The 23,916-nt window shown below is 72.4% G+C and carries 27 protein-coding genes and 1 tRNA gene; 7 read left to right on the top strand and 21 right to left on the bottom strand.

The annotated features are described in order from the left end of the window. Nucleotides 1-709 (top strand): CehA/McbA family metallohydrolase (locus tag VFN12_RS05595; protein WP_325117615.1); only part of this gene is annotated, 709 nt, incomplete at its 5' end. Between the two features lie 54 nt (nt 710-763). Here the strand turns inward: VFN12_RS05595 and VFN12_RS05600 are convergent. Both VFN12_RS05600 and VFN12_RS05605 read right to left on the bottom strand, forming a co-directional pair. Then, nucleotides 764-1,225, bottom strand: coding sequence for a hotdog fold domain-containing protein (locus VFN12_RS05600; RefSeq protein WP_325117616.1), 462 nt, complete (start codon nt 1,223-1,225; stop codon nt 764-766). A 43-nt stretch (nt 1,226-1,268) separates the two neighbouring features. Further along, entirely contained in the window at nt 1,269-2,039 is a 771-nt protein-coding gene (locus tag VFN12_RS05605; RefSeq protein WP_325117617.1) for a trans-aconitate 2-methyltransferase, read from the bottom strand. A gap of 64 nt (nt 2,040-2,103) precedes the next feature. Here VFN12_RS05605 and VFN12_RS05610 point away from each other — a divergent pair, with 64 nt between their 5' ends. Next, nucleotides 2,104-2,589, top strand: a complete 486-nt coding sequence (locus VFN12_RS05610) for a MarR family winged helix-turn-helix transcriptional regulator (protein WP_325117618.1) — start codon at nt 2,104-2,106, stop codon at nt 2,587-2,589. Nucleotides 2,590-2,593: 4 nt separating this feature from the next. Here the strand turns inward: VFN12_RS05610 and VFN12_RS05615 are convergent, their stop codons facing one another. From VFN12_RS05615 to rsmI, 7 genes are all read right to left on the bottom strand, one after another. Next, on the bottom strand, nt 2,594-4,411 hold the full coding sequence (locus VFN12_RS05615) for an ABC-F family ATP-binding cassette domain-containing protein (RefSeq protein WP_325117619.1): 1,818 nt from the start codon (nt 4,409-4,411) through the stop codon (nt 2,594-2,596). Then, the gene (locus VFN12_RS05620) at nt 4,411-5,328 is read right to left on the bottom strand and encodes a 4-(cytidine 5'-diphospho)-2-C-methyl-D-erythritol kinase (RefSeq protein ID WP_325117620.1); all 918 of its coding nucleotides are present in this window, start codon (nt 5,326-5,328) and stop codon (nt 4,411-4,413) included. The genes VFN12_RS05615 and VFN12_RS05620 overlap by 1 nt, the downstream gene beginning before the upstream one ends. Then, nucleotides 5,325-6,194, bottom strand: a complete 870-nt coding sequence (rsmA, locus tag VFN12_RS05625; RefSeq protein WP_325117621.1) for a 16S rRNA (adenine(1518)-N(6)/adenine(1519)-N(6))-dimethyltransferase RsmA — start codon at nt 6,192-6,194, stop codon at nt 5,325-5,327. The genes VFN12_RS05620 and rsmA overlap by 4 nt, the downstream gene beginning before the upstream one ends. Before the next feature lie 75 nt (nt 6,195-6,269). Next, nucleotides 6,270-7,352: a transglycosylase family protein gene (locus VFN12_RS05630; protein ID WP_325117622.1), complete on the bottom strand. Its 1,083-nt coding sequence runs from the start codon at nt 7,350-7,352 to the stop codon at nt 6,270-6,272. A 334-nt stretch (nt 7,353-7,686) separates the two neighbouring features. Further along, nucleotides 7,687-8,577, bottom strand: a complete 891-nt coding sequence (locus tag VFN12_RS05635; RefSeq protein ID WP_325117623.1) for a TatD family hydrolase — start codon at nt 8,575-8,577, stop codon at nt 7,687-7,689. Continuing rightward, nucleotides 8,574-9,419: an alpha/beta fold hydrolase gene (locus VFN12_RS05640; RefSeq protein ID WP_325117624.1), complete on the bottom strand. Its 846-nt coding sequence runs from the start codon at nt 9,417-9,419 to the stop codon at nt 8,574-8,576. The genes VFN12_RS05635 and VFN12_RS05640 overlap by 4 nt, the downstream gene beginning before the upstream one ends. After that, nucleotides 9,416-10,255, bottom strand: a complete 840-nt coding sequence (gene rsmI, locus VFN12_RS05645; RefSeq protein WP_325117625.1) for a 16S rRNA (cytidine(1402)-2'-O)-methyltransferase — start codon at nt 10,253-10,255, stop codon at nt 9,416-9,418. Before rsmI ends, VFN12_RS05640 begins: the two co-directional genes overlap by 4 nt. Before the next feature lie 41 nt (nt 10,256-10,296). Between rsmI and VFN12_RS05650 the strand changes: the two genes are divergently transcribed. Beyond that, nucleotides 10,297-11,991 carry a dolichyl-phosphate-mannose--protein mannosyltransferase gene (locus VFN12_RS05650; RefSeq protein WP_325117626.1) on the top strand — a complete coding sequence of 565 codons (1,695 nt, stop codon included), beginning with the start codon at nt 10,297-10,299 and terminating at the stop codon, nt 11,989-11,991. Here the strand turns inward: VFN12_RS05650 and VFN12_RS05655 are convergent. Beyond that, complete coding sequence (locus VFN12_RS05655; RefSeq protein ID WP_325117627.1) at nt 11,942-12,811, bottom strand: CPBP family intramembrane glutamic endopeptidase; 870 nt, start codon at nt 12,809-12,811, stop codon at nt 11,942-11,944. The two genes, VFN12_RS05650 and VFN12_RS05655, sit on opposite strands and share 50 nt — an antisense overlap. Nucleotides 12,812-12,891: 80 nt before the next feature. Between VFN12_RS05655 and VFN12_RS05660 the strand changes: the two genes are divergently transcribed. Further along, nucleotides 12,892-13,677, top strand: a complete 786-nt coding sequence (locus tag VFN12_RS05660) for an ArsR family transcriptional regulator (protein WP_325117628.1) — start codon at nt 12,892-12,894, stop codon at nt 13,675-13,677. Further along, entirely contained in the window at nt 13,674-14,057 is a 384-nt protein-coding gene (locus tag VFN12_RS05665) for a VOC family protein (protein ID WP_325117629.1), read from the top strand. The genes VFN12_RS05660 and VFN12_RS05665 overlap by 4 nt, the downstream gene beginning before the upstream one ends. A 4-nt stretch (nt 14,058-14,061) precedes the next feature. Here the strand turns inward: VFN12_RS05665 and VFN12_RS05670 are convergent, their stop codons facing one another. Beyond that, nucleotides 14,062-15,096 (bottom strand): hypothetical protein, encoded by a 1,035-nt coding sequence (locus tag VFN12_RS05670; protein ID WP_325117630.1) that lies wholly within the window; start codon nt 15,094-15,096, stop codon nt 14,062-14,064. A 213-nt stretch (nt 15,097-15,309) separates the two neighbouring features. Here VFN12_RS05670 and VFN12_RS05675 point away from each other — a divergent pair, with 213 nt between their 5' ends. Next, entirely contained in the window at nt 15,310-16,275 is a 966-nt protein-coding gene (locus VFN12_RS05675) for a sulfotransferase (protein ID WP_325117631.1), read from the top strand. Here the strand turns inward: VFN12_RS05675 and VFN12_RS05680 are convergent. The 9 genes from VFN12_RS05680 to VFN12_RS05720 form a co-directional block, all read right to left on the bottom strand. Next, nucleotides 16,248-17,138 carry a hypothetical protein gene (locus VFN12_RS05680; protein ID WP_325117632.1) on the bottom strand — a complete coding sequence of 297 codons (891 nt, stop codon included), beginning with the start codon at nt 17,136-17,138 and terminating at the stop codon, nt 16,248-16,250. The genes VFN12_RS05675 and VFN12_RS05680 overlap by 28 nt on opposite strands. Before the next feature lie 70 nt (nt 17,139-17,208). After that, nucleotides 17,209-17,284: transfer RNA gene (locus tag VFN12_RS05685), tRNA-Ala, on the bottom strand. Between the two features lie 47 nt (nt 17,285-17,331). Next, nucleotides 17,332-17,808: an SRPBCC family protein gene (locus VFN12_RS05690; RefSeq protein ID WP_325117633.1), complete on the bottom strand. Its 477-nt coding sequence runs from the start codon at nt 17,806-17,808 to the stop codon at nt 17,332-17,334. Nucleotides 17,809-17,832: 24 nt separating this feature from the next. Continuing rightward, nucleotides 17,833-18,618 carry a hypothetical protein gene (locus VFN12_RS05695; protein ID WP_325117634.1) on the bottom strand — a complete coding sequence of 262 codons (786 nt, stop codon included), beginning with the start codon at nt 18,616-18,618 and terminating at the stop codon, nt 17,833-17,835. A gap of 91 nt (nt 18,619-18,709) precedes the next feature. Next, nucleotides 18,710-19,294, bottom strand: coding sequence for a GNAT family protein (locus tag VFN12_RS05700; RefSeq protein ID WP_325117635.1), 585 nt, complete (start codon nt 19,292-19,294; stop codon nt 18,710-18,712). Beyond that, on the bottom strand, nt 19,291-19,767 hold the full coding sequence (locus VFN12_RS05705; protein WP_325117636.1) for a molybdenum cofactor synthesis domain-containing protein: 477 nt from the start codon (nt 19,765-19,767) through the stop codon (nt 19,291-19,293). Before VFN12_RS05705 ends, VFN12_RS05700 begins: the two co-directional genes overlap by 4 nt. Further along, on the bottom strand, nt 19,764-20,249 hold the full coding sequence (gene moaC, locus VFN12_RS05710; RefSeq protein WP_325117638.1) for a cyclic pyranopterin monophosphate synthase MoaC: 486 nt from the start codon (nt 20,247-20,249) through the stop codon (nt 19,764-19,766). Before moaC ends, VFN12_RS05705 begins: the two co-directional genes overlap by 4 nt. Then, nucleotides 20,249-21,481: a gephyrin-like molybdotransferase Glp gene (gene glp / locus VFN12_RS05715; RefSeq protein WP_325117639.1), complete on the bottom strand. Its 1,233-nt coding sequence runs from the start codon at nt 21,479-21,481 to the stop codon at nt 20,249-20,251. Before glp ends, moaC begins: the two co-directional genes overlap by 1 nt. Next, on the bottom strand, nt 21,474-22,853 hold the full coding sequence (locus tag VFN12_RS05720; RefSeq protein WP_325117640.1) for a UTP--glucose-1-phosphate uridylyltransferase: 1,380 nt from the start codon (nt 22,851-22,853) through the stop codon (nt 21,474-21,476). Before VFN12_RS05720 ends, glp begins: the two co-directional genes overlap by 8 nt. Nucleotides 22,854-22,876: 23 nt before the next feature. Between VFN12_RS05720 and VFN12_RS05725 the strand changes: the two genes are divergently transcribed. Beyond that, a complete protein-coding gene (locus VFN12_RS05725) occupies nt 22,877-23,500 on the top strand; it encodes a 5-formyltetrahydrofolate cyclo-ligase (RefSeq protein WP_325117641.1) in 624 nt (207 codons plus the stop codon). Here the strand turns inward: VFN12_RS05725 and VFN12_RS05730 are convergent. Next, nucleotides 23,472-23,916, bottom strand: a 445-nt coding sequence (locus tag VFN12_RS05730) for a penicillin acylase family protein (RefSeq protein ID WP_325117642.1), incomplete at its 5' end; no start/stop codon positions are given. The genes VFN12_RS05725 and VFN12_RS05730 overlap by 29 nt on opposite strands.

The following is a 23,916-nucleotide window of genomic DNA, read 5'->3' on the forward strand; positions in this document are numbered from 1 at the left end:
CTACCGCGCGGGCGACGACCAGCTGGAGCGGTTCACCGACCGGGTGCGTGCGGCCGGCGGGCTGGCGATCGCGGCGCACCCGTTCAACCCGGTCCCGAGCATCCGGTGGGAGTTCGGCTACGACTACACCGGCATCGACGCGATCGAGGTCTGGAACGGCCCGAGGACCGGTGACGACCAGACGGCCGTCGAGCACTGGCACGCGATGCTCGTGCAGGGCAGGTTCATCCCGGTCGTCGGCAACTCCGACTCCCACGTCGACAGCCAGGCGGTCGGCCTGGCCCAGACCGTGGTCCGGCTGCCGACCCTGTCGACCGCCGCGGTGGTGGCCGGGGTCAAGGGAGGGCACGCGTGGCTCGCGGAGTCGTCCGCCGTCGACCTCGCCTTCTCGGCGACGTCGGGCGATCGGGCGGTCTCGTGCGGAGACCATCTGGGGGCCGAACCGACCGACCTGGTCGACGTACGACTCGAGGCGTCGGGCGTTCCCGGCGCGGTGGCGCAGATTCGCGGCCCGGCCGGCGTCCTGGCCGGCGAGGTGGCCGATGCCGACGGGCGGGTGAACGTCACCGTGTCGGTGCCCGCCGGGACCGCGCCGTTCGTCCGCGCCGAGATCCGCCGCCCCGACGACGTCGTGGTCAGCCCGGTCGACGACATGCCGGCCGCCCAGATGGTGGCCCTCACCAACCCGATCTTCCTCACCCCACGCTGACCCGCCCGAAAGTTTCGGGCGGGTCAGCGTGATTTGGCGTCAGTTTCGGGCGGGTCAGCGCTTGGGGGTGACCCAGAGCCGGATCACGCCCTCGATGACGACCTCGCCGTCGCGGCGTACGCCGCGGACCCGGACCGGGAGGTCGGGGTCGTCACCGGTCCACTGCGCGGGGTCGGTCTCGGCGATGCAGGTGACGTCGGAGTCGGCCTTGGCGGTGTAGGCGATGTCCATGCCCTTCGGGATCCACCGCTTGTCGGGGGGGATCGTCGCCTCGGCCAGCGCCCCCATCGCCGCCTCGAGCCCGTTGCACAGCGCGATCGCGTGCACCGTCCCGATGTGGTTGTGGACGGCCCGTCGCTTCGGGATCACCAGCTCGGCGTGGTTGGGCCGGATCTCGACGAAGCGTGGCCGGATGGTCGCGAAGTACGGCGCCTTCCTCGTGAACGCGATCGAGAAGATCCGCTTCCCCTGGGGGAGTCGGCTGGCCTTCTGCCAGAGGTCGAGTACGGCGGGCATGGGGCGATGTTACTCGCAGGTAATGGCGGACGCCGTCACGATCTCACGGGCGGACCCGCGCCACCACGAACACCCGGCGGAAGGGGAGCAGGACGCCGTACTCGCGGCGGGGGTACGCCGTCCGCAGGCGGGCCTTGAACTCCTCCTCGAACTCCTCCCGCAGCCCCGCCGGCAGTGCCTCGAGCGTCGGCCGCGCACCGGTTCCGGACACCCAGGTGAACACCGGGTCGTCGCCGGTGAGCACGTGGAGGTAGGTGGTCTCCCAGGCGTCGACGACGCATCCGGCCGCGGCCAGCGCGTCGAGGTACTGCTCCGGGTCGTGGCTGTCGGGCACTGCCACGCCGGCGGTGTGCGCGGCGAAGCGCTCGTCGCCCGCGAGCTCCTGCCGGATCGTGTGGCTGGGCTCGTCGAGGTTGCCCGGGACCTGGAAGGCGAACCACCCGCCCGGGCTCACCCGCTCGACCAGCCGGGGCAGCAGCTCGAGGTGGCCCGGGACCCATTGCAGCGTCGCGTTCGAGACGAGCACGTCGACCTGCCCCCGCTCCTGCGACACCCACTCCCGGAGGTCCCCCACCGCGAAGCGCACCCCCGGAGCCTGGGCCCGCGCGATCATCTCCGGGCTGGAGTCGAGCCCGAGCACCTCCGCGTCCGGCCACCGCTGCGCGAGGAGCCCGGTGAGGTTGCCGGGCCCGCAGCCGAGGTCGACGACCCGTCGCGGCGAGTCGGCGTCGATGCGGGCGATCAGGTCGAGGAACGGACGGCCCCGCTCGTCGGCGTAGGTGAGGTAGCGCTCCGGGTCCCAGGTGTGCGGCATGGGCCGATCCTCCATCGAGGCTATCTTGATGTCAAGATTCTCGATCTAGGTCTAGAATGTGGACATGAGGGATGAGGTCGACGAGCTGACCGAGGCGTGGGCGCGTGAACGTCCCGACCTCGACCTCGCCCCCGTTGCGGTGTTCAGCCGGATCAGCCGCCTGGCCCGCCACCTCGACCTGGCTCGGCGGGCCGCCTTCACCGCCCACGGCATCGAGTCCTGGGAGTTCGACGTCCTCGCCGCCCTCCGTCGCACCGGGGCGCCGTACGAGCTGTCCCCCGGCCGGCTGCTCCGCGAGACCCTGGTGACCAGCGGGACCATGACCAACCGGGTGGACCGGCTCGCCGCGCGCGGCTATGTGGAGCGCAGCCCCGACCCCGACGACCGGCGCGGGGTCATCGTCCGGCTGACCGCCGAGGGCAAGGACGCGGTGGACGCGGCGTTCGAGGCGCTGCTGGCCGCGGAGACCGAGCTCCTCGCCGGCCTGCCACTGCGCGACCGCAAGCGGCTCGCCGCGCTGCTGCGCACGCTGCTCGCACCGTTCAGCTGAGCCGTCACTCCAGCAGCTCGGCGGCCTCGAGCCACTCCTGCTCCAGCCCCTCTCGCTCAGTCCGTACGGCGGCGTACTCGGCACTGAGCTCGGTCAACCGCACGTGGTCGTGGGAGTGAGCGGCGATCTCGGCGTCCAGCGTCTTCTCCCGCTCGGCCAGCCGCTCGAGCTGCTTGTCGATCCGGGCGACGGTCTTGCGGGCTGCCCGCTCCTCGGCGCTCCCGGGCTTGGACGTTGCCTTCGCCTCACCGGGTCTCGACCCGCTCACGCGACCTCGTGCCTCGGTCGCGTCGCTTGCTCGACCTTCGCTGGCCCACGCGAGGCGCTCGTTCCTCGCGCCCCGCAGCCGCTCGAGGTACTCGTCGACGCCACGCGGGAGCATCGAGATCTGACCGTCGCCGAGCAGCGCCCAGACCGAGTCGCAGACCCGCTCCAGGAAGTAGCGGTCGTGCGAGACCACCACCAGCGTGCCCGGCCAGCCGTCGAGGAAGTCCTCCAGCACGTTGAGGGTCTCGATGTCGAGGTCGTTGGTGGGTTCGTCGAGGAGCAGCACGTTGGGCTCGGTCAGCAGCAGCCGCAGCAGCTGGAAGCGTCGGCGCTCACCACCGGACAGGTCGCCGACCCGGGCGGTCAGCCGGTCGCCGGTGAAGCCGAAGCGCTCCAGCATCGCGGTGGCGGTGATCTCGCCGTCGGCGGTCCGGGTCACCCGGCGGATCGACTCCACCGTCTCCAGCACGCGCGCGGCCGGGTCGAGGTCCTCGACGTGCTGGGTGAGGTGCTGGAGCGCGACGGTGCGGCCGTGCTTGACCTTGCCCGCGGACGGCGCGAGCTGGCCCTCCAGCAGGGCCAGCACCGAGGACTTGCCGGCCCCGTTGACCCCCACGATCCCGACCCGGTCCCCCGGACCGAGCCGCCAGGTGGCGTGGCTGAGCAGGACCCGTTCACCCCGGCTCAGGTCGACGTCCTCGACGTCCACCACGTCCTTGCCGAGCCGCTGGGTCGCGAACCGCTGGAGCTCCAGCCGGTCCCGCGGGGGCGGCACGTCCTCGATCAGGGCGTTGGCCGCGTCGATGCGGAACTTCGGCTTGGAGGTGCGGGCCGGGGGGCCGCGGCGCAACCAGGCGAGCTCCTTGCGGACCAGGTTGCGGCGCCGGGTCTCGGTGGCGGCGGCCTGTCGCTGGCGTTCGGCCCGGGCCAGGACGTACGCCGCGTAGCCGCCCTCGTAGGCGTCGACCGCACCGTCGTGGATCTCCCAGGTCGCCTCGCAGACCGCGTCCAGGAACCACCGGTCGTGGGTGACCACGACCAGCGCGGACGGACGGGCGACCAGGTGGGCGGCCAGCCACGCCACCGCCTCGACGTCGAGGTGGTTGGTCGGCTCGTCCAGCACGATCAGGTCGTGGTCCCCCAGCAGCAGCGCGGCGAGGGCACACCGTCGTCGCTCCCCGCCGGACAGGCCGAGGACCGCCCGGTCCAGGGTGATGCCGGCGAGCAGCTCCTCGACGACCTCGCGGGTGCGGGGGTCGGCTGCCCACTCGTGGTCGGAGCGCCCGGCCAGCACGGCCTCGCGGACGCTGTGGGTGTCGGAGAGGGCGTCGCCCTGGTGGAGGTAGCCGACCGCCAGCCCGCGCACCCGGGAGACCCGGCCGGAGTCGGGCTCCGCCAGCCCCGTCATCACCTCCAGGAGCGTGGTCTTGCCCGCGCCGTTGCGCCCGACGATCCCGATCCGCTGCCCCACGGAGATCCCCAGCGAGACATCGTCGAGCAGGGCGCGGACGCCGTACGCCTTGGAGACCCGCTCCAGGTTCAGCAGGTTGGCCATCAGCTCGCGGGACCAGCCGTCGGGCCGGGGGCCGGGCCGCTCGCGGTGAGCGCGGTGACGTGCCCGGTGTAGCGGAGGCCGTCGGCCACGCTGTCGGCGTGCGACTCGTCCTCGCACAGGAACACGCAGGTCGGCCCCGACCCCGAGATGAGCCCCCGCAGCGCGCCCTCGGACTCACCGAGCGAGATCAGCGACCGGAGCTCAGGTCGCAGGTCGAACGCCGGTCGCTGGAGGTCGTTGTGCAAGGCGGCGGCCAGCTGCCGCGCGTCGCCCGTGGCCAGGGCGGCGATGAGGTCGTCGGCCGGCGCGGGGGTCCCGGCATGGGGCACCATGTCGTCGAAGTGGCGGTAGACCGCAGGCGTGTCGAGACCGTCGCGTTGCGGGACGACCACCCACCACCACTCGCCGGGGTCGGGGACGGGCTCGACGAGCTCGCCGCGCCCGGTGCCGTGGCCGGTGCCGCCGAGCAGCGCGAACGGTACGTCGCTGCCCAGCTGGGCGGCGAGGGTGAGCAGCTCGGCCCGGGGGGTGTCGAGCCCCCACAGCTCGTCGAGCACGACCAGGGTCGCGGCCGCGTCGGCCGAGCCGCCGGCCAGGCCACCCGCGACCGGGATGGCCTTGTCGACGACCATGTCCGCACGCAGCTCGACACCGTGCAGCTCGGCCAGCAGGGTGCCGGCCCGGGTGACGATGTTGTCCCCCACCCCGGGCACGGCCGACCGGTCGACGTACGGCTCCACGCGGGTCTCGATCCGCCACCGGTGCCAGGGCTCGGCCTCGACCTGGTCGTAGAGGGAGATCGCCTGGTAGATGGTGCTCAGGTCGTGGTATCCGTCGTCGCGGACGCTGCCCACGCCGAGGTGCAGGTTGATCTTCGCCGCTGCCCGGGCGCGGACGGTACCGCTGTCCGGGCTCACGACCGGGCCCCGTGGAGCGCCTCGGCGATCCGCACGAACGCAGCGATGTCGAGGACCTCGCCCCGGGCCACCGGGTCCACCCCGGCGGCCGTCAACGCGCGCTCGGCGTCGTCCGCCGACCCCGCCAGTCCGCGCAGCGCACCGCGCAGGGTCTTGCGCCGCTGGGCGAATGCCGCGTCGACGACCGCGAAGACCTCGGCCCGCGACGCGGTCGTGCGCGGCGGGTCGCGGCGGGTCCAGGCGACCAGTCCGGAGTCGACGTTGGGCGGCGGCCAGAAGACGGTCCGACCGACGGTGCCCGCCCGGCGTACGTCGGCGAACCACGCGGCCTTGACCGACGGCACGCCGTAGACCTTCGATCCGGGGCCGGCCGCGAGGCGGTCGGCGACCTCGGCCTGCACCATGACCAGTCCGCGTTCGAGGGAGGGCAGCACGGCGAGGAGGTGCAGCAGGACCGGCACGGACACGTTGTAGGGCAGGTTGGCCACCAGCGCGGTCGGCGGAGGCCCCTCCAGACCCTGGAGCCGGAGCGCGTCGGCGTGCACCAGCTCGAACCGCTCGGCGTGGTCGGGCGCGTAGGACGCCACGGTGGACGGCAGCAGCGACGCCAGCTGGTCGTCGACCTCGACCGCCACCACCCGCTTCGCCACGCCGAGCAGGGCGAGGGTCAGCGACCCGAGGCCGGGGCCCACCTCGACCACGACGTCGTCCGGCGTGATGCCGGAGGCCCGGACGATCCGGCGCACGGTGTTGGCGTCGATGACGAAGTTCTGCCCCCGTTGCTTGGTGGGCCTCAGATCGACGGCGGCTGCCAGCGAACGCACGTCCGCCGGGCCGAGAAGTCTCGGCCCGGCGGAAGTGGTCATGCCGTGAACGTTAGCCCGATGCGAGCGGTCACCGTACGACCGGTTGGACCAACGGGCCGGTTGCCTGCTGCTCGGCTACTGGGGCAGCCCCAGCGCCTGCGAACAGGCCGGCCAGGAGCTGTACCCGCCACCGTCGGCAGCGCGCACCCGCTCGGCGATCATGATCTGCGTCTCTCGGCTCGCGGTGTGCGGGTAGCCGGGACCGCCGTACGACTGCCAGGTGCTCAGCGAGAACTGGAGGCCGCCGTAGTAGCCGTTGCCGGTGTTGATCGCCCAGTTGCCGCCGGACTCACACTCGGCGAGCTGGTCCCAGACGGTGCTGCCGGAGGCGTAGTTGACCGACGGCGCGGGGTCCTTGGTGCCGACCACGACGATCCGGTCGCGCGGCGACTCGAGGACCTTCTGGCTGAGGACCTTGGTCGCCACGAGCTCGCCGTTGCGGTAGGTGCGCCGGTAGGTCACGTTGCGCGAACCGGCCTTGCCGGCGCGGATGACCTCGGTCTCGCCCTCGGTCATCGAGGAGTCCTCGCGCTCGATGGTGTCGAAGGAGAGGGTCTCGGCCTTCACCCGCTTGGTGACGACGCGGATGTCGGTGAACACCACCCGGTCACCGTCCTGGAGCTCCTTGCCGAGGCCCGGCTTGACGATGTCCCGCTTGTCGACCTTGACGTTCATCTCCTCGAGCGCGTCCTTGACCGTGAGTGCGGTCAGCTCGCGCTTGACCGGCTTCTTGGCACCGATCTTGAGCTCGAGCTTCTTGGGAGTCACGATCTCGAGGGCCATCCCCTCACGGCCGATGCCCGCGCCACGCGAGGTGGACAGGTCGGCGCCGAGGAAGCGCTTGCCGATCTCGCCGAGCGCGGCCGCGACGTCGGTGGAGGTGACCCAGTGGGTCGTCTCCTTGCCGTCGACGCTGAGCTCGAGGGGCCGGCCGAAGCGCACGCTGATGCGGCTGCCGTCGGCCACCTCCTCGTCGACGCTCGGGGCCACGATGTCGTGCTCACCGACCTCGATGCCCTCGGCCGAGAGGACGTCGCCCACGGTCCCGCCCATGGCGGTCACCTCGCGCGGCTGGCCGTCCAGGGAGACGGTCACCGACTTGCTGAGAGCGGCGTACCCGGCAGTGGTGCCCGCCAGGGCGAGGACCACGGCGGTCACGAGGCCGATCAGGACGCCTCGGCTCCTGAAGATGGCTGCTAGCTTGCTGTGCTCATTACTGGGCACGATTCTCCGAACGTTGTTCTTCCCGGTTCTCGGGGCTGTCAGCGCGCCCGTCGCGCGCGAATCACCGGTGGGCGTCACGCTGCGAGACGGGGGATCTCACGGGCGGTCGCGGATGGCGACCACACCTGGCGCTGGACAGATATCGATCCCGATTTCCGGCCAACAGTCACAGGACGATAACGAGGCTCCTGCGACACACCAAACCCCGAACCCCTGTTTTGGGGGGTAAGTGACGAGGCTCTCGTAGGCACGGAGAGTGTCTTGCCCGCTACCAGGGGCCGCCAAACACCGCCTCGGTGTTGCCTTCGACGCACTCGCACAGATCGCCCAGGTCGTCGCCGCGGACCTCGGCCATCAGCCGCATCGTGAACGGAACGAGGTAGGAGGCGTTGGGGCGTCCGCGGTAGGGGGTCGGCGTCAGGAACGGCGCATCGGTCTCGACCAGCACGCGATCTCGCGGGGTCACCACCAGCGCGTCCCGCAGCGGCTGCGCGTTCTTGAAGGTGACGGTGCCGGCGAAGCTGAGGTAGGCACCGCGGTCGAGGCAGGCCCTGGCAAACGCGGCGTCGCCGGAGAAGCAGTGCATCACCCAGCGCTCCGGCGGGCCCTCCTCGTCGAGCACCGCCAGCACCTCGTCGTGGGCGTCGCGGTCGTGGATGACCAGGGTCTTGTCCAGCCGCTTGGCGAGGTCGATGTGCCGGCGGAACGACTCCACCTGCGCCGCCCGGCCGTCCTCACCGGTGCGGAAGTGGTCGAGCCCCGTCTCCCCCACCGCCCTGACCTTGTCGTGCGCGCGGGCCAGCGCCTCGATCTCCTCCAGCGCATCGTCGAGGGTGCCGGCCGCCGCCTGGCGGGGTGCCTCGTTGGGATGGAGCGCGACCCCGGCCACCAGGGCGTCGTACGACGCCGCGGCCTCGACGGCCCAGCGCGCCCCGGGCAGGTCGCAGCCGATCTGCACGATCCGGGTCACGCCGACCGCGCCCGCCGCGGCGATCGCGTCGTCGGTGGAGAACCAGTCGTCGCCGTCGGCGATGTCGAGGTGGCAGTGGTTGTCGACGACCGGGTGGGGCAGGGGCTCGGGCGCCGGCGGGCGCTCGCGGTTGCGGCCACCACCGTCCTCCGTGGTGGCCGAGCGGGCGCGGGTGGGGCCACCGGTCATGGCACCGACCTCTCGATCCGGTCGAGGACCAGCGCGGCCAGCGGCTCGGGGGCCTGCGCGGGGATCCAGTGGCTCACGCCCTCGAGGACCGCGAAGTGGTAGGGCCCCTGGACGTAGCGCCCGCAGAGCTCGGCGGCGTGGCGGGTGATCGCCACGTCACCGTCGCTCCAGACGTACGTCGTCGGCACGGTGACCCGCGCCCGGGAGGCCCGGAGATCGGTCAGCGGGATGGCGCGGTACCAGTGGATCCCGCCGCGCAGGGCGCCGTACTCGACGATCTCGCGGCGGAACCGCGCCAGGTCCTCGGCCGTCATCCCGCCGTGCTGGAGCTGCTCGTCGAAGCGACCGCCGGCGCGCCGGGCGAGGCGCTCGGGCAGGCCGGGGAGCTGGAAGAGGAGCATGTAGCGCGACCGGAGCCCCTGGTCGGAGCCCAGCATCGCCTTCAGGAAGGCGGCCGGGTGCGGCACGGAGACCGCACTGAGCGTCCGCACCAGCTCGGGGCGGGTGGCCGCGAGGGCCCACCCGACCGTGGCTCCCCAGTCGTGACCGACCACGTGGACCGGCCCGCCCACCCGGTCGACGAGGGTGGCGACGTCGTCGACGAGGACGGGGATGCGGTAGTCACGGCGCCGCCGGGGGCGGGCGCCGGGTGAGTAGCCGCGCTGGTCCGGCGCGAGGGTGCGGATGCCGCGTGCGTGCAGGATCGGCGCGACGTCGCGCCACGAGCTGCTGCGCTCCGGGAAGCCGTGGAGGAGGACGGCGACCGGGCCGTCGAGCGGGCCTTCGTCGCGGACGTCGAAGGTGAGCCCGTCGCGGTAGAAGGACGTGATCCGCCTGCTCATGACCCGTGCACCAGGTTGTAGACGGTGCGTTTGGGGACGCCCGCCAGACGGGCAGTCTCGACGATGGCGTCCTTGCGGCTCATGCCTTCTTCCTCCAGCTCGGCCACGGACGTCCGCAGCGCGTCGGGGTCGTCGGAGACGGGTGCGACCGGAACGGCACCGGAGACCACGATGGTCACCTCGCCCCGCACACCGTCCTCGGCCCAGGCAGCCAGATCGCCCAGCGGCCCACGGCGCACCTCCTCGTGGGTCTTGGTCAGCTCGCGACAGACGGCTGCCGCGCGCTCGTCTCCGAAGGCCTCGGCCATCGCTGCCAGCGCCGCCGCGGTCCGGTGGGGAGCCTCGAAGAACACCATGGTGCGCTGCTCCTCGGCGAGACCCGAGAGCCGGCGACCACGCTCGCCGGCCTTGCGCGGCAGGAACCCCTCGAAGCAGAACCGGTCCACCGGCAGCCCCGAGACGGCGAGGGCGGTGAGCACCGCGCTCGGCCCCGGCACTGCCGTGACCGTGATGCCCTGCGCCACCGCCGCCGAGACCAGCCGGAACCCGGGGTCGGAGACGCTCGGCATGCCCGCGTCGGTGGCGAGGACGACGCGCTCGCCCGCCACCAGCGCCTCGACGAGAGCGGGGGTGCGGGCGCTCTCGTTGCCCTCGAAGTAGGACACCACGCGACCGCGCAGCGTGATGCCCAGGTCCCCCACCAGCCGCTTGAGCCGACGGGTGTCCTCGGCCGCGATCACGTCGGCCGCGGCCAGCTCCTGCGCGAGGCGGGGCGGCGCGTCGGCGACCCGGCCGATCGGGGTGGCTGCGAGCACGAGGACGCCGGGGGTGCTCATGCGCCGATCATGTCAGGAGCCGCCGATTACAGTTTCCGACCGTGACCACCCGCGCCCCGGACCGACCGATCGCCGGTCCCTCGGGCACCGGCGCGGGGGGCGGCGTACCGCCGGCACGGGAGCGGGCCCTGGACCGCCTGCGGAACGAGAACCCCCTGGTCGGATGGGCCGCCGCGTTCGGCGTGGCTCTCCTGGCGTTCGGGCTGCGCATCTGGCACCTCGGCACGCCTCGCGACTTCTCCTTCGACGAGACGTACTACGCCAAGGACGCCTGGTCGATGCTCAACCACGGCTACGTCCGCGACCACGTCGAGAACGCGGACAAGCTGGTCCTCGACGGACGGACGACCGGGATCTGGACCGACGACCCGTCGTTCATCGTGCACCCCGAGGTCGGCAAGTGGCTGATCGCTCTCGGCGAGAAGGCCTTCGGGATGGACCCGTTCGGGTGGCGCATCGCCTCGGCGGTCGTCGGTGCCCTGATGGTCCTGGTGATGGTCCGGCTGGCCCGGCGGCTGACCGGGTCGACCGTCCTGGGCTGCGTGGCCGGGCTGCTGCTCTGCTTCGACGGACTGCACCTGGTGCTCTCCCGGCTGGCGCTGCTCGACATCTTCGTGGCCTTCTTCGTGCTCTGCGGCGTCGCCTGCCTGGTCAACGACCGCGACTGGTTCCGTGGCCGGCTGGGCCGCCTGGCCCCGGACGGCGTGCGCGGGGGTTTCGGGCCGGTCCGCCGGATGCTCCTGCGCCCCTGGCTGCTCCTGGGCGGGGTGTCCTTCGGGCTGGCGGTCGGCACCAAGTGGACCGCCCTGTTCCCGCTGGCTGCGTTCGGCCTGCTGGCGTGGGCCTGGAGCAGCGGCACCCGGCGCCTGTTCGGCGTCCGGCACGCGGCGCTCCGCTCCGCGCTCGTGGACGGCCTGCCCGCGTTCCTCCAGCTGGTCGGCGTCGCCTTCCTGGTCTACGTCGCCACCTGGACCGGCTGGCTGGTCCACGCGCACGACTACGAGGAGCACCTCTCCTCGACCCAGTACACGCGATACGACCACCAGGACGGCTGCAAGGCCGTGTCCGCGGGTGGGGACCGGTGGCCCACGGCGCGTGAGGCGGACGCGTCCGGCGCCGGCGAGCTCGCACAGTCACTGCACTCGCTGTGGAACTACCACCAGGACGTCTACGCCTTCCACGCCCACTTCCTGAACTGCTCGGACCACACCTACCAGTCGCGGCCCTCGGGTTGGCTGTTGCTCAACCGTCCGGTGGGGGTCGAGGCCGACACCGACATCCAGCCGGGCACCCAGGGATGTGACGCGCCGCGGGGCAGCGACTGCCTGCGGCAGGTGATCCTGCTCGGCACGCCCGCCGTGTGGTGGGGAGGCACGATCGCCCTGCTGTTCGCGGTGGTGATGTGGGCCGGGCGCCGCGACTGGCGCTACGGGCTCGCGGTCGTCGGCGCCGCGTCGACGTGGCTGCCCTGGCTGATGTACGACGACCGGCCGATCTTCCTCTTCTACGCGGTGCTCATACTGCCCTTCCTGGTCCTGGCCCTGACCCTCACGATGGGGACGCTGATCGGCCCGTCGGCGGTGCCGTCGCGCCGTCGTACCGTCGGCGTCGTCGTGTCCGGCTCGTTCTTCGTGCTGGTGCTGGTGAACTTCGCGTGGTTCTGGCCGATCTGGACCGACGAGCTGCTCACCCACTCGGAGTGGCTGGACCGGATCTGGTTCGACCGCTGGATCTGAGCGCGGGGTCGACGCGGAGCCATCCGGCCGCCGCCAGCCGCTCCTCCGCGAGGCCACGGGGGGCGTCGACACCGGGCCTCGCCGCCCGCCTGGCCGCGACGAGGAAGGTGAGCAGCACGGCCGCGGCGACCACCTGCCACTCGCCGCGCACGGCATCGAGGTTGCCCGACGCGTTCCAGGCCGCGTGCTGCACGGCGATCGCCAGGATGCTGCCGCCGGTGTCCATCAGGTGCATGCCCAGCAGGTAGCGGTAGAACGGCGCGCCCAGGAACACGACGAGGATCCCGTAGGCGGCCTCGGTCCGGGTCGCACCGCCCCCGAGCTGCAGCGGGACGTGGATGAGGGCGAACAGGGGGGCGGTCAGCAGAGACCCGATCAGCAAGCCGTGCCGTGCCATCAGCCGGGTCTGGACGAACCCTCCCCAGGCGGTCTCCTCCCACAGGTTGGCGACCAGGGCGCCGAAGACGAGCGTGTTGAACAGGTAGAACCCCGCCTCGAAGGCCCAACCCCGTCCCGGCGCCTCGAGGGTGCCGGTGCACGCGGCCAGCGCGAGGGTGAGCAGCGGCATCGCGAGCACGACCACCAGCCACCGTCCGACGCCGAAGCGCCAGATCAACGTCCTGCCGAGCAGCCGACGGATCGCTCCCGGCCCGTCCGCCCAACGCGTGACCAGCAGGGCCGGCCCGAGCAGCGCCAGGTACAGCAGGACGAGCAGGAAGGGTTCGGCGGGAAGGTCGGAGACGACCGGGACCATCAACGCGGGCCAGCCGATCCCGTAGGCCAGCAGCAGGAAGACCGTGAGCGGCCGTCGACGGGCCATGTGCACACGATATCGGCCGCGGCGCCTCCGCGGACCGACGTGGCAATCCCATCAAGTGAGTTTGATGTATTCTGGGCGGCATGGCATCCGTCGCCGCCATGTCCCCACCGTTCGTCCGGCTGGCCGCCCATCCCCTGAGGTGGCAGCTGCTGGCCAGGCTGGCCACCAGCGACCTCCGGGTGCGGGAGCTCGTCGCAGCGGTCGGGGAGCCGCAGAACCTCGTGTCCTACCACCTGCGGCTGCTGCGCGACGCCGAGCTGGTGACGAGGAGCCGGAGCTCCTTCGACGCGCGTGACAGCTACTACCACCTCGACCTCGACCGTTGCGCGGACCTGATGGCACAGACCGCCGCCGCGCTGCACCCCTCCCTGCCCTCCGGCCGGACCAGCCCCCCGCGGCTGCCGAGTGGGGGTTCGCGACCCCTCCGGGTGCTGTTCGCCTGCACCGGGAACAGCGCGCGATCGCCGATCGCGGAGGCGCTGCTGCGCGAGCGGGCGCACGGCACGGTGGAGGCGACCAGCGCGGGCAGCCGTCCCCGGGAGTCCGTCCACCCGGCCGCGGTACGGGTCCTGGCCGAGGACTACGACATCGACATCAGCGGGCAGCGGACCCGGCACCTCGACCAGGTGACCCGGCGCGACTTCGACCACGTCATCACCCTGTGCGACAAGGTCCGGGAGGTCTGCCCCGACTTCGCGGGGCACCCCCGACCTGCCCACTGGAGCATCACCGACCCGGCACCGGACACCCTGCGCGGACGAGCTGCCGAGGCGGCAGTCCGCCGCGCCGCACGGGACATCGAAGCCCGCATCGAGCACCTGCTCGCCCTGCTCGCATCGACCGACCCACAGGAGGTCCAGGCATGACCACCGAAGACCAGCTCGTCAGCGTGCGCTATGTCGTCGACGACGTGGCAGCAGCGGTCGACTTCTACACCACGCACCTGGGCTTCGCGCTCCGCTTCAGCGCGGGGGACGCGTTCGCGGACGTCGGGCGTGGCCCGTTGCGTCTGCTCCTGTCCGGCCCGGCCAGCTCCGGTGCGCGGTCCACTCCGGACACCCATGCGGCCCCGGGCCGCAACCGCATCCACCTGGTCCTCGGCGACTTCGACGGCCAGGTCGAGCAGCTGCGTGGCGAGGGGGTCCGTTTCGTCAGCGACGTGGTGTCGGGTCCCGGGGGCCGCCAGATCCTGCTCGCCGACCCCGCCGGCAACCTGGTCGAGCTGTTCGAGCCCGCGCCCCGCTGACGGCTCAGGGGGCCGGCTGGCCCAGGGGCAGGACCGGCAGGATCCCGTCCACCACCGGCACCGGCTCCCCCGCGTCGCGGCACGTCGTCGTTCCGACCGCGCAGACCGTCACCTGGGCGACCCCGTCGCGGACCTCGGCGCCGGGACGGGAGGGCGTGCGCAGACTCACCCCGAGGAACTCGGCGTCGCTGAGCCATCCCGCCAGCAGGAACTGGGTCCCCTCCTCCACCGGGAAGGTGACCGGCTCGGCGCCGGGGGTGAACATCGTCGGCGCCCCCGCTCGGTCGGCGTAGGCGAGGCGGCTGCCGTCCGGGGACAGCCGGCCGGAGTACGCCCCACCCATGATCGGCGCGTTCCGCTGCGGCACCCCGGCGACCAGGTCGAAGGCAACCTCGGCACCGCCCGCGTTGTCCGGAGTCCGCGGGATCCGGCCCTCCCCGAGGTCGGTGCGTTCACCGGTGGCCAGGTCCCACCGGTACACGTTGCCCAGCGCTGTCGCCGCGTACGCCGACCCCGCGCCGAACCCCAGCATCGTCGGTGGCGACTCCGAGTAGAGATCGGCCAGATCGTCGGTGGCCATCCTCGCCCCATTGCCGGCGACGTCACGCACGACCTCCTCACCCGTGGCCGTGTCGACGACCACCGTCTGCGCGATCCTCTGGCGCACGAGGTTGAGCGGCCCGTGCTCGCGGTCGATGAACGCGAGGTAGCGACCGTCCGCGGTGGCCTGCAGCCACTGGTCGGCGCCCAGGTCGGCGATCCGGGTGGAACCATCCCGGTCCCACAGGTACAACACCTCGTCGGCGAGGTAGTACAGGCCACCCTCGGTCACCGCCATCGAGTCCGGGGCGGGGCGAATCCGGTGGACGGCACCTGCGACGTACAGGCTCTCGCCGGCCGCATGGACGACCGCACCGTCCTCGGCGACCCGCGCCGACGTAGGCAGGTCGTAGGGCCAGTGCAGCGGCAGCACCAGGTAGCACCCCAGGGCCGCCGCCACGGCGCCGACCACCGCGGCGGCGCGTCCCCTCAGTGCCACAACACTCCTTCGTCCGGTGCGGCCTTCCCGATGGCGCTCCGGGCGCCCGGGCCGCGACCCAAGCCAATCAGGCCGCGGGGGCGACTGCGTGGACATCCACGACTCCTGGCCGGGATCCGCCGCCTGCTCCGCAACCCGGGACATCCCCGGGCGGCCGGCGCCAACGGGTGCGCAGGGCGAGACGTTCTTTGTCGACTGACATACTCTGCTTTCATGGCGAACCTCCCCACCTTCCTCATCGTCGGCGCACCGAAGGCGGGCACCACCGCCCTCCACACGGCCCTCACCCAGCATCCCGAGGTGTTCATGTCGCGGCCGAAGGAGCCGAAGTACTGGCTCTGCGACGACGCCCCGCCCCCAGCCTGGCGTGGGCCCGGCGACGCGCACTCCCAGCGGGAGTGGATCTGGCGCCGCGAGGACTACCTGGAGCTCTTCGATGACCCCGAGCACCACCGTGCTCGCGGAGAGAGCACCCCGTTCTACCTGTGGAGTCGGGGTGCGCACCGACGGATCGCCGAGGGCCTGCCCGACGTACGCCTGATCGCCGTGGTGCGCGACCCGATCGACCGCGCCTACAGCAACTGGATGCACCTGTGGTCCGACGGGCTCGAACCCGAGGCGGACTTCGAGGCCGCCTACCGCCGGCAGGACGAGCGGATCCGGTCCGGATGGGCTCCGTTCTGGCGCTACCGCGACCTCGGCCGGTACGGCGAACAGCTGCAGCACCTGTTCCGGTACGTCGACCCCTCGCGCGTCCTGGTGATGCGGTACCGGACGCTGGTCGACGAGCCTCGCACGGCGGTCGACCACGCCTGCCGGTTCCTGGGGATCTCGACCGGACTCGTCTCCTCGATCCCCCAGGACAACTCACACAACTACGTGCCTCCGGGCTGGCGACCCCGGGCGATCGGGCCGGTGATCCGGGCCGGCGCGCGGGCAGGACAGTTCGCCGCCCCCCAGGTCTGGCGCAGGGCGAGCGCGCCACTCGTCAACCAGCTCTCGGGGCCGGGCGCGCATCACCGGCCGCCGCTCGCCTGGGAGGCACGACAGCGCCTGATCGCGGACTTCAGCGACGACGTGGCGCTCCTGACCGACCTCACGGGCGAGGACTTCAGCGACTGGCTGTCGCCGCAGGACCGGGGGTCGTTCGTTCAGCGCAAGCAGGTCACCAGGTCGTGAGCACCGTCCGGACGCGCCGACTCCAGGTAGAAGCGGGTACTTCCGTCCGGCAACGGCACCGCGCAGCCGTAGCGGAAGGCCCCGTCCGAGTGGGGTGAGGCGATCGGACCGACGGAGGGGTCCGCCACCAGCCTCGTGCCGTCCCAGCGAGCCAGGCCGGTGGTCTCGTGCCAATTGGCGGCGGCGTCCGCCCGGCCGTCGTAGAGGACCACGAGCGGTTCTGCCTCGAGGACGGCCGTCACCCGCGCCCCGCGCGCGTCCCACGTCCCGGGCGACCCGGCGAGCACCTCGCCGCGGTCCTCCCACTCGAGCCCGTCGGCACTGACGAGGTGGCGCGTGCTCATCCGGTCCTCGTGGCCCGGCTCATCGAGGGGGTGGCAGCACACCCACATCTGCCACCGGCCGTCCCGCACCAGGATCACGGGGTCCTTCACCGCCAGCTCCGAGTCCCCCGGGAGCACCACCCGACGCTCCCCGTCGGGCAGGTCGGCGGGACTGGCCGCGGTCAGGCTGTCCACCCACCAGTGCTTCGAGTCCGGCGTGGCGCACGAGACGTAGAGGCGCCAACCACCTTCCGGGAGGGGAACCAGCACCGGCCGCTCGAACGACTCCGTCCCGAACCCCTCGCGACCCACCTCGGCGACGTGGGTGAAGCGGACGCCGTCCTCGGACCTGGCCACCACGACACTGACACCCCGGCCGACGGCCGGCGGCCGGCGTACCCGGTAGGTCAGCCAGAAGACACCGTCGACCAGGACGACGGAGGCTGCCCCGGCCCAGTTGCCGGGTCCGGAGTCCGGAGCCGGGACCACGACCTCGAGGCCCTCAGGGGACGGCAGGACGTTCGTCAGCACACTCGACATGCACCCCACCATAGTCGACTTGTTGAGTCGACTTTCAGCGACCGGCCGGCCGCCTTCGTGCGGCACCTGATGGTGGAGCTGAGGGGATTCGAACCCCTGACCTTCTCATTGCGAACGAGACGCGCTACCAACTGCGCCACAGCCCCAAGCGAGGGGACACGTTAGCACCAGCCCGGAGGGCTGGCCGAATCCGTCAGACGAGGGCCGCCTCCAGCTCCTCGAGCCCCTGTCGGGCATAGCCACGCCACATCCGGGCCAGCCCCGGGAGCACCAGGCGCGCGGCGCCGTGGGCGGGGTGGAACGTCCAGGCCCACGTGACCCGCGTGCCGGTGCCGGCCGTCGCGAAGCTCCACATGCCGTCGACGTGGTCGACCAGCAGCTTCATCGGCCCGGTGATCCGGGAGAGCGTGTAGCCGAACCGCGCCGGCGGCTCGAGAACCGTCAGCTCCTCGAGCATGGTGCCGCGATCGGCGGTGACGATGGTCCTGGTCTGGCCGATCCCGCTGACCCCCCAGTCCCCCGCCTGGTCGCGCACCTCCCGGATGGGCGGAAGCGGCCCGAACCGGCGGGAGAAGATCTCCGGCAGCGGGGCGGCGAGCACAGCCTCGTACGCCTGCGCGAGCGGGACCGGGACGCTGCGGGACACCTCGGCGTGCACGGGGGTGGGCATGGCGCCACGGTAGCGCCCGAGGAGCTACGAGCCGACGGCCCGGCGCCCTCCGTCGTCCTTGCGCCCTTCCCGCGCGGAGCGCGCAGCCTCGTCGGCGTCGCGGGCGATCTGGGAGTCCGCCTCGGTGCGGCCCGAGGTCCAGACCCCGGTGGAGTCGAGGTCGATGGTGCGGACGCTGCGGCGCTCGGCCGCCGGCTTGCCGACGTACGTCGGAAGGGTGACCGGCATCGGGTCCCACAGGCTCGGGTCGGCGATCGCGGGCGTCTGCCCGGTGGGGGTGTCGTCCCAGAAGCCCTCGACCTGCTCTGCGGGCACCGGGGCCTCGGCCTGCTCGTCGGCGGGCGAGGGCGCGGGGCGGACCCGCTGCGTGTGGACCGGCCGCTCCCGGCGGACCATCAGTCGGCAGGCCACCAGCCAGGCGACGAGCAGGCCGGCGGGGATGGCGACGTACCACCAGTCGATGAGCCCGAACGCGGCGACGGTGACGACGGCGGCGTTGGCCAGCAGCACCAGGCCGAGCACCCGGCGACGACGACGGGTGGCGCGCTGGACGGTCTCACGGTCGGCGTCGACCCGGGCCGGCCCCTTGGTGGTCACCACGGGAGCGGACTTCGCACGGGCCGGCGCGACGACGAGGCGGGCGTCGCGGCGGTTGACCGGCTCCCGCCGGGCCAGGACCCGCATGGTGTGGGAGAAGCGCTCCACCGACCGGCTCCGCACGACGTCGTCGTGGTGCCGCAACGCCTTCGGGATCAGGTAGACGGCCCACGCCACGGCAAGGGCGACGAAGATCAACGCGCTGAGGTCCACGGTTGGTAAGGCTAGGTTCGATAGCCGAAAACGGGACGGATGTCCACAGGTGTGTCGCAAAACAACTCGTGTGACTGGTGTGATCGGGCGGTCACGAGGACAGTCGGGCCCGCATCCCGTCGGGGCACTCCTCCACCGTCACCGCGTAGAGCCGGTGGTCGCGCCAGGCCCCGTCGATGTGCAGGAACTTCGGGGCGAACCCGACCTCGCGCAGGCCCAGCTTCTCGACCACCCGCAGCGAGTTGCTGTTCTCGGGACGGATCGCGATCTCGATGCGGTGCAGCCCCGCGGTGAAGAAGCAGTGGTCGATGACCATCGCCACCGCCATCGGCATCACCCCGCGGCCGGCGTAGTCACGGTCGAGCCAGTAACCCAGCGACCCGAACTGCGCCGAGCCGCGGACGATGTTGCTGACCGTCACCTGACCCGCGAAGCGCCCCGAGACCTCGACCGCGAAGGGGTACGCCGAGCCGTCCCGGGCCAGCCCGTGCAACCGGCGGACGAGCTGGCGGAAGGTGGCCGGCCGGTTCTCCGCCCCGGGCGGGGCGGTGGCGTCCCAGGGGGCCAGCCAGGCCACGTTGCGTTCGCGGGCCGACCGCCAGTCGGCCTGGTCGGAGTACCGGAGCGGGCGCAGCGTGATCTCGCCGTCGTGCAAACGGGCCGGCCACGGCCTCAATGGTCGCTCCCCACGACCTGCTCGACAGCGTGGACCAGGATCGGCTCGAGCACCGCCAGCCCGTCCTTGACCCCACCGCGCGATCCCGGCAGGTTCACGACCAGGCAGTCGCCGATCACGCCCGCGACCCCGCGCGAGAGCACGGCGGTGGGCACGCCCGCCTCGACCCCGGCCGCGCGGATCGCGTCGGCGATGCCCGGCACCTCGAAGTCCAGCAGGGCGCGGGTCTCCTCGGGCGTCCGGTCGGTCGGGGTCAGGCCGGTGCCGCCGGTGGTGAGCACCAGCCGGGCCCCGCCCGCGGCGGCCGCGGAGATCGCCGCGCCCACCGGCTCGCCGTCGGGTACGACGACCGGCGCGTCCACGGTGAACCCGAGACCCTGCAGGAACGACACGATGATCGGTCCGGTCTGGTCCTCGTAGACCCCGGACGCCGCCCGGTTGGAGGCCACGACGACCTCGGCGCGGGTGCTCACCTCGTCCAGTCCCCCGACTTGCCCCCGGACTTCGACTCGACCCGGACGTCGGTGATCACCGCACCCTTGTCGACCGCCTTGACCATGTCGACCACGGTGAGGGCGGCCACCGACACCGCGGTCAGCGCCTCCATCTCCACCCCGGTGCGGTCCGTGGTGCGGACGGTGGCGGCGATGTCGACGGACTCCTCGCCCACGGTGAGGTCGACGGTGACCCCTGAGATCGCGAGCGGGTGGCAGAGCGGGATCAGCGTCGGCGTCTGCTTGGCGCCCATGATCCCGGCGAGCCGGGCGACGGCGAGCGCGTCGCCCTTGGGAACGCCCTCGCCCCGCAGCAGGCCGATCACCTCCGCGGAGACCAGGACCCGGCCCGAGGCGCTGGCGATGCGGGCGGTCACGTCCTTTCCGGACACGTCGACCATCCGGGCGGCGCCGGCCTCGTCGACGTGGGTGAGCCGCGCCTCCGGGTCGGCCCCGGCCATCAGAAGTCCTCGTCCAACAGCTTGACCTGCACCTGCTCTCCCGCCGTGACGGAGGTGACGTCCTCCGGCACCACGATCAACGCGTTCGACCCGGCGAGGTCACCGATCAGGTGGGAGCCGTGGCCCCCGACCGGGGAGACGAACGGACCGCCCCGGTCGACCTCGTAGGCGCCGCGCACGAACTGCCGGCGTCCCTCCGGGGAGGAGATGGGGTGGGTCAACCGGGCCCGGGTCGTCGGGCGGGAGTAGGGCGTGCGGCCCATCAGCTTGCGGATCGCGGGCAGCACGAACGCCTCGAAGGAGACGTACGACGACACCGGGTTGCCCGGCAGGGTGAAGATCGGGACCCGCTCCTCCCCGACCAGCCCGAACCCCTGCGGCTTGCCGGGCTGCATCGCCACCGAGCCGAACCACACCGACCCGGTGGGCGCGAGCGCCTCCTTGACGACGTCGTAGTCGCCCTGGGAGACGCCACCGCTGGTGACGACCACGTCGGCGCGCACCAGCTGGTCGCCGAGGGCGTCGAGGAAGGCGCGCGGCTCGTCGGGCACGATGCCGACCCGGTAGGCGATGGCGCCGGCCCGGCGGGCGGCGGCGGCGAGCAGCCAGGAGTTGCCGTCGTAGATGGAGTCGTGGCCCAGGGGCGTCCCCGGGTCACGCAGCTCCGAGCCGGTGGAGAGGATCACCACCCGCGGGCGGGGCCGGGACCGGACGGTGGCCCGGCCGACACTGGCGAGCAGGCCGAGGTGGCGCGGGCCCAGCACGCTGCCGTGCTCGATGAGCACGTCGCCGACCGAGACGTCCTCGCCGGCCCGGCGGACGTGCTGGCCCTCGGTGGGGGCCTGGACGATCCGGACGTTGGCCACGCCCCGGTCGGTCCACTCGTAGGGCACCACCGAGTCGGCGCCGGTGGGCATCGGGGCCCCGGTCATGATCTTGACCGCGGTGCCGGGGGACATCGCGAGGATGCCCGCCTGGCCGGCTCCGATCTCGCCGACCACCGGCAGGTGCACCGGGGACTCCTCGGTCGCCCCGACGACATCGGCGAGCCGGACGGCGTACCCGTCCATCGCGGAGTTGTCGAAGGACGGCAGGTCGATCGGAGCGATGACCTCCTCGGCGGAGGGCAGGTCGAGGGCCTCGAGGAGCGGCTGGGGGAAGTCCTTCAGCGGCTCGATGTGGTCGAGGATCCGGTCCAGGAGCTGGTCGACGGTGGCGACGCGGTCACCCATCCGTCAGCACCGTCCCGGGCGCGACCCGCTGCGCGGAGTCGGCGCTCAGCTCCACGTTGCCGACCACCCGCACGCCGTGCCCGAAGGTCCAGTCGCCGTCGACGGTCAGGGACTTCGCCTCCTTCAACGACGGCGCTCCCTCGGGGAACCGCTTGTCGAACTCCCCCACGTGCTTGTAGAAGCTGCCGTCGAGCTCGATGAAGGGGACGTCGTCGCCGGCCTGGTCGAGCACGAAGTCCTGTCCGAGGTCGTAGACGTCGGACCGCAGCACCAGCAGGTCGTTGGTGGTCTTCACCGGCACGAACCGGTCGCGCCCGACCTCGATCGTGCGGGCACCCTCGAAGATCTCGATCGCCGCCCCCATCGCGGTCTCGATCTGGATCACCTCCGGCGTGGAGGAGTCGCTGGGATCGACATGCTTGACGTTGCGGATCAGCGGCAGCCCGAGGATCCCGCCGCGTCGCTCGAGCTCGGTCTGCATCGCCCGCAGGTCGAACCACAGGTTGTTGGTCGACATGAAGCGGTGGCGTTCGAGGTCGGTCACCGCCTCCAGGTCCTCGTCGAGGGTCTGGGCGGTCTCACGGAGCACGATCCGCCCGTCGGTACGCCGGCGGGCGAAGTGCCCGCCCTTGCGGTCCGACGGCGTGCGCGGCACGGCCTCGATCGCGAACGGAGCTCCCGACGCGGCGAACCAGCCGGCCACCCGGGCGTCGGGGACCGCGCCGAGGTTGTCGGAGTTGGACACGAACACCCGGTCGTAGCCGGCCTCGATCAGCTGGCGAACCAGCCCGCTGCCGTGCAGCGCCGTGTAGAGGTCACCGTGTCCGGGCGGGCACCACTCCAGCTCGGGGTCGCGCGGATGGCTGACCGGGGACAGATCCTTGACCAGGAGCTTGGGCTCCTTGTTCTGCAGGAAGTCCAGCGGCAGGCCGTCGACCGGCAGGTCCTCGTAGCGGGCCAGCGCCTCCAGGGTGTCGTCGGAGGTGCGGAAGCTGTTCATGAAGATCAGCGGCAGCGTGGCGCCGTACTGCTGGCGCAGGTGGAGCACCTGGCGGGCGATGATGTCGAGGAAGGACAGCCCCCGCCGAACGCACAGCAGCGACTTGGCCCGGTCCATGCCCATCGACGTGCCGAGACCACCGTTCAGCTTGATGATGGCGGTCTTGGCGATGGCGGCGGCACCGTCCTCGTCGGAGACCTCGACGTCGACGAGGCGCTCCATGTCGAGCGGCTCGACGGTGGACTCCGGGATCATGCCGGTCTCGCCGGCCTCGAGGAGCCGGTAGTAGTGGGCGAACGTCTCGATCGCCGTCTCGTTGATACCGGCCCGGACCATCTTGTCGCGTGCCGTGTTCAGCCCAGCGCTTCCCATGGGATCGATCGTAGGCTGGCGGCGTGGCAGAACCACAGCGGCCCCGCGAGTCCGCCGACGGGCCTGCCCCCGCCAAGCTCGCGCTGCGCGACCAGATCCTCACCGCGCGCAACCGGCTGACCGTGGCGGAGCTGGGTGCGGCAGGCACCGCGATCGCCGGCCATCTCCTCGCCGAGCCGGAGGTACGCCGCGCGGCGACGGTGGCGGCCTACGTCTCCACCGCGTCCGAGCCGGGCACCGGCATCCTGCTGGACGCCCTGGCGGAGGCGGGCACGAGGGTGCTCCTGCCGGTGCTGCTTCCCGACGACGACCTGGACTGGGCGGTCTACCAGGGCCGCAGCGCGCTGCTGCCCGCCCGGCGGGGGATCCTCGAGCCCGCGGGTCGACGCCTGGGCGTCGACGCGATCGCCACCGCCGACGTGGTGCTCGTCCCCGGTCTCGCGGTGTCACGCGAGGGCATGAGGCTCGGTCGCGGCGGCGGCAGCTACGACCGTGCGCTCGCGCGAGTTCCCGTCGGGACCTTCACCTGCGTCCTCCTGCACGACGGCGAGGTCGGCCGGGACGTCCCGGTGGCGCCGCACGACCGCCGGGTCCTCGCCGCGGTGACCCCGGGCGGGATCACTCGCTTTCGCCCGGGACCAGGGTGAGGGTGGCGCTGCCGGCGGCCTCGACCTCGTCCGCCGAGAACGGCCAGGCCAGGGTCTCCCCGTCTGCCCACAGGTCGGTCTGGTCGGTGTAGTGGTCGCTGAACGGGTGGCCTGACACGCCGGTCAGGTTGATCCAGCGGGACTCGTCGAGGTCGCGCAGCGACACCACCATCCGCATCGACGGCGCCGCGGTGACGTCGTACCCCTCGACGGCGTCCCACGACGTGGCGTCGACCGCGGAGCCACCGCCCCCGACCTCCCAGGGACCACGGTTGACCAGCGCCTCGACCGCCCCCACCCCGGAGCTGCCGAGCGTCGGGCTGAGCAGGTCCAGCTGGTGGAGGTGGCCCCACCTCCACTCGTCGGCGTTGCGGGCCTGGAGGCGGGTCATCTCGTTGCGGGCGTCGCGCAGCGCC

Origin of the sequence: Nocardioides sp., assembly GCF_035703625.1 — a bacterium.
Taxonomy (GTDB): Bacteria; Actinomycetota; Actinomycetes; order Propionibacteriales; family Nocardioidaceae; genus Nocardioides.

Coding starts and splice junctions, on each gene's coding strand:
- VFN12_RS05600 (WP_325117616.1), bottom strand. CDS start 1,225: ATGCCCGCCGTACTCGACCTCTGGCAGAAGGCCAGCCGACTCCCCCAG.
- VFN12_RS05605 (WP_325117617.1), bottom strand. CDS start 2,039: ATGCCGCACACCTGGGACCCGGAGCGCTACCTCACCTACGCCGACGAG.
- VFN12_RS05610 (WP_325117618.1), top strand. CDS start 2,104: ATGAGGGATGAGGTCGACGAGCTGACCGAGGCGTGGGCGCGTGAACGT.
- VFN12_RS05615 (WP_325117619.1), bottom strand. CDS start 4,411: ATGGCCAACCTGCTGAACCTGGAGCGGGTCTCCAAGGCGTACGGCGTC.
- rsmA (WP_325117621.1), bottom strand. CDS start 6,194: ATGACCACTTCCGCCGGGCCGAGACTTCTCGGCCCGGCGGACGTGCGT.
- VFN12_RS05635 (WP_325117623.1), bottom strand. CDS start 8,577: ATGACCGGTGGCCCCACCCGCGCCCGCTCGGCCACCACGGAGGACGGT.
- VFN12_RS05640 (WP_325117624.1), bottom strand. CDS start 9,419: ATGAGCAGGCGGATCACGTCCTTCTACCGCGACGGGCTCACCTTCGAC.
- rsmI (WP_325117625.1), bottom strand. CDS start 10,255: ATGAGCACCCCCGGCGTCCTCGTGCTCGCAGCCACCCCGATCGGCCGG.
- VFN12_RS05655 (WP_325117627.1), bottom strand. CDS start 12,811: ATGGCCCGTCGACGGCCGCTCACGGTCTTCCTGCTGCTGGCCTACGGG.
- VFN12_RS05660 (WP_325117628.1), top strand. CDS start 12,892: ATGGCATCCGTCGCCGCCATGTCCCCACCGTTCGTCCGGCTGGCCGCC.
- VFN12_RS05665 (WP_325117629.1), top strand. CDS start 13,674: ATGACCACCGAAGACCAGCTCGTCAGCGTGCGCTATGTCGTCGACGAC.
- VFN12_RS05675 (WP_325117631.1), top strand. CDS start 15,310: ATGGCGAACCTCCCCACCTTCCTCATCGTCGGCGCACCGAAGGCGGGC.
- VFN12_RS05680 (WP_325117632.1), bottom strand. CDS start 17,138: ATGTCGAGTGTGCTGACGAACGTCCTGCCGTCCCCTGAGGGCCTCGAG.
- VFN12_RS05690 (WP_325117633.1), bottom strand. CDS start 17,808: ATGCCCACCCCCGTGCACGCCGAGGTGTCCCGCAGCGTCCCGGTCCCG.
- moaC (WP_325117638.1), bottom strand. CDS start 20,249: ATGGCCGGGGCCGACCCGGAGGCGCGGCTCACCCACGTCGACGAGGCC.
- glp (WP_325117639.1), bottom strand. CDS start 21,481: ATGGGTGACCGCGTCGCCACCGTCGACCAGCTCCTGGACCGGATCCTC.
- VFN12_RS05720 (WP_325117640.1), bottom strand. CDS start 22,853: ATGGGAAGCGCTGGGCTGAACACGGCACGCGACAAGATGGTCCGGGCC.